The organism is Burkholderia arboris (genome assembly GCF_902499125.1).
GTDB lineage: Bacteria > Pseudomonadota > Gammaproteobacteria > Burkholderiales > Burkholderiaceae > Burkholderia > Burkholderia arboris.
Genome location: NZ_CABVPX010000069.1, coordinates 1 through 3,634, shown reverse-complemented (window position 1 = coordinate 3,634; position 3,634 = coordinate 1). Strand labels below are relative to the sequence as shown.

Annotated in this window: 3 protein-coding genes; all 3 read right to left on the bottom strand. The window is 68.6% G+C overall.

The window, feature by feature from the left end:
• The coding region (locus BLA15945_RS37435) for a methyl-accepting chemotaxis protein (protein WP_174994764.1) at positions 1-1,662 on the bottom strand (1,662 nt) is incomplete at its 3' end.
• 37 nt (positions 1,663-1,699) lie between these two features.
• The gene (cheW, locus tag BLA15945_RS37430) at positions 1,700-2,215 is read right to left on the bottom strand and encodes a chemotaxis protein CheW (protein WP_059232701.1); all 516 of its coding nucleotides are present in this window, start codon (positions 2,213-2,215) and stop codon (positions 1,700-1,702) included.
• Between the two features lie 47 nt (positions 2,216-2,262).
• The coding region (locus BLA15945_RS37425) for a chemotaxis protein CheW (RefSeq protein ID WP_174994763.1) at positions 2,263-3,634 on the bottom strand (1,372 nt) is incomplete at its 5' end.

Sequence of the window (3,634 nt, the reverse complement as noted above, 5' to 3'; positions counted from 1 at the left end):
GGCGACGGGCGCCGCGTCGTAACGCGGCTCCAGCGGCAACGCGGGCGCGGCCGCCGGTTCGTGCGCGACCGGCCGCGCGACACTGCGCGCCGGCGCGAGCACGATGCCGCCCGCGACACGCCAGCCCGACACGATCGCCTTCATCTGGCGCGTCTGCTCCTCGAGCGACGCGGCCGCGGCGGCCGCCTGCTCGACGAGCGCCGCGTTCTGCTGCGTGACCGAATCCATCTGGCCGACCGCGCGGTTGACCTGCTCGATGCCGGTCGACTGCTCGTCCGACGCGGCGCTGATCTCGCCCATGATGTCGGTCACGCGGCGCACGGCCTGCACGATCTCGTCCATCGTCGAGCCCGCGCGCGACACGAGTGCCGACCCGCTTTCGACCTTCCCGGCCGAATCGCCGATCAACTGCTTGATTTCCTTCGCGGCGCTCGCGCTGCGCTGCGCAAGCGAACGCACCTCGCCCGCGACGACCGCGAAGCCGCGGCCCTGTTCACCCGCGCGCGCGGCCTCGACCGCCGCGTTCAGCGCGAGGATGTTGGTCTGGAACGCGATGCCCTCGATCGTGCCGATGATGTCGACGACCTTGCCCGAGCTCGCCGCGATGTCCTGCATCGTCGACACGACCTGGCCGACCACGTCGCCGCCCTGCGTCGCGATGTCCGACGCATTCACCGCGAGCTGGCTCGCCTGCCGCGCGTTCTCCGCGTTCTGCCGCACGGTGCCCGTCAGCTGCTCCATGCTCGACGCGGTTTCCTGCAGCGACGCGGCCTGCTCCTCGGTACGCTGCGACAGGTCGATGTTGCCGGTCGCGATCTCGCGCGCGCCGACGTCGATCGACTCGGTGCCGCGATGCACGGCCTGCACCATCGTCGTGACGGCGTCCTGCATCCGCTTGATGCCGCCGAACAGGCGGCCGATCTCGTTCGTGCTGAACACGTTCACCGGCTGCGTGAGGTCGCCGCCGGCGATGCGCTCGAAGTGCGCGATCGCGTCCTCGAGCGGCTGCACGATCAGCCCGCGCAGCGCGAAGCGGATCGCGATCACGACGACGAACGCGATCGCGATGCCGGCCGCGATCAGCGCGACCATCAGCGAGATCTGCGACTGCGTCGTGGCCTGGCGCTCTTCCGCGCGCTTCTGCAGCGACGCGACCACGGCCGACGCGGCCTGGTCGTACGCGACGAACATCGGGCTGATCTTGGTGTCGGCGATCGCGTGGTACCCGGCCATGTCGCCCGCGCGCGCGGCCGCGAACTCGGGCTCGACGCCTTCCTTCACGATCGTCGTATAGCGTGCGGTGAGCTCGTCGACGAGCCCCTGCTCGACGCCGAGCTTCGGCGTCGACTGGAACGCCTGCCAGTTCTGGTTCGACTTCGTGTACAGCTCCTGCGCACGGTCGAGCACCTTGGCCGCTTCGGCCGTGTTGCCGGCTTCCGTCAGCGAGCGGAAGCGGTCGAGCGACACGCGTGCGCGCAGCAGGTACGACGACGTATCGTCGAGCGTATGGATCGCCGGCAGGTCGACGTGCGCAATCTCGTCGAGCGAGCGGCTCGCGTGATTCAGCGCGTAGAGGCCGAGCCCGCCGACCGCAGCGGCCAGGCACACGAGGATGAGTCCGACCGCCGTGAGCGTCGTGCGAATCGACCAGTTATGCAACATTGCAGCTTCTCCCGAAATTACTGCGCGCGCGGCGCGCTTACCCGCCGAGCGTCTCGATCAGCGCCATTTCACGGCTCGACATCAGCTTCTCGATGTCCATCAGGATCAGCATCCGGCCGTCGACCGTGCCAAGACCCGTCAGGTACTCGGTCGTCAGCGTCGCGCCGAATTCCGGCGCCGGCATGATCTGGTCGGTCTGCAGCGTCAGCACGTCCGACACGCCGTCGACCACCATCCCGACCACGCGGTTCGACACGTTCAGGATGATCACGACGGTCTGGTGGTCGTACTCGACGCGGCCGAGATGGAACTTGATCCGCATGTCGACGATCGGCACGATGATCCCGCGCAGGTTGATCACGCCCTTGATGAACTCCGGCGCGTTCGCGATGCGCGTGACGCTGTCGTAGCCGCGGATCTCCTGCACCTTCAGGATGTCGATCCCGTATTCCTCGTCGCCGAGCGTGAACACGAGGAATTCCTGGCCCGTCGCGTCGCCTTGCGCCGCGTCGCGGCGGCTGGTTGCCGCGTTCGCCGCGGCCGGATTGATCATTTGGACTTCAGCAGACACGGTTGCCCCCAATCGGTTGATGGCGAGAGTCAGAACATCGCGAGCTCGGCGCCGGCACGGGCGCCGTGCGTCGCACGGGTTTCACGGTTCAGCGCCGCGACGTCGACGATCAGCGCGACGCTGCCGTCGCCGAGAATGGTCGCCGCCGAGATGCCGTGCACCTTGCGGTAGTTGGTTTCGAGGTTCTTCACGACCACCTGCTGCTGGCCAACCAGTTCGTCGATCAGCATCGCGAAGCGGCGTCCCTCGGTTTCCATGATCGTGACGATCCCCTGCGTCGGGTCGGTGCGCGCGTCCTCCACCGAGAACACCTCGTGCAGCGCGACGAGCGGCAGGTATTCGCCGCGCACGCGCACCACGCGCTCGCCGTTGCCGACCGTGTAGATGTCGTCGGTCGACGGCTGCAGCGACTCCATCACGAAGTTCAGCGGCAGGATGAAGATCTCGTTGCCGACCTTCACCGACATCCCGTCGAGGATCGCGAGCGTGAGCGGCAGCACGATCCGCGTGGTCGTGCCGCGGCCGGCCAGCGACGTGATCTCGACGTGGCCGCCCATCGACTGGATGTTGCGCTTCACGACGTCCATCCCGACACCGCGGCCCGACACGTCGGTCACCGTCTCGGCGGTCGAGAAGCCCGGCGCGAAGATCAGCTGCCAGACTTCGTCGTCGCTGATGTTGTCGGACACCTGCATCCCCTGCTTCGCGGCCTTCGCGAGGATCCGCTCGCGGTTCAGGCCCGCGCCGTCGTCGCTCACCTCGATCACGATGTTGCCGCCGTGATGCGCGGCCGACAGCACGAGCTGGCCGACCGCGTCCTTGCCGGCGGCGACGCGCCTGTCGACGGTTTCGATCCCGTGGTCGAGGCTGTTGCGCACGAGGTGCGTGAGCGGATCGATGATCCGTTCGATCAGGCTCTTGTCGAGCTCGGTCGCCTGGCCGAACGTGACGAGCTCGACCTGCTTGCCGAGCTTGCCGGCGAGGTCGCGCACGAGGCGCGGGAAGCGGCTGAACACGTAGTCCATCGGCATCATGCGGATCGACATCACGGCTTCCTGCAGGTCGCGCGCGTTGCGCTCGAGCTGCGCCATCCCGTTGAACAGGCGGTCGTGCAGCGCCGGATCGAACGCGCTCGCGGTCTCCGCGAGCATCGCCTGCGTGATCACGAGTTCGCCGACGAGGTTGATCAGCTGGTCGACCTTCTCGACGCCGACGCGGATCGAGCTGCCTTCGGCGCCCGATGCGGCCGCGGCGGCCGGACGCGCACGCTTGTCGTCGTGATGCGCGGCGGCCGGTGCGGCGTGTTCGGCCGGCTGCGGTTGAGCGTGTTGCTGCGGCTGCGTGGCGGCGGCCGGCTCGGCCGGTGCCGGTGCCGGTGCGGCCGGCTGCGGCGCGGCGGCC

Coding starts and splice junctions, on each gene's coding strand:
- cheW (WP_059232701.1), bottom strand. CDS start 2,215: ATGATCAATCCGGCCGCGGCGAACGCGGCAACCAGCCGCCGCGACGCG.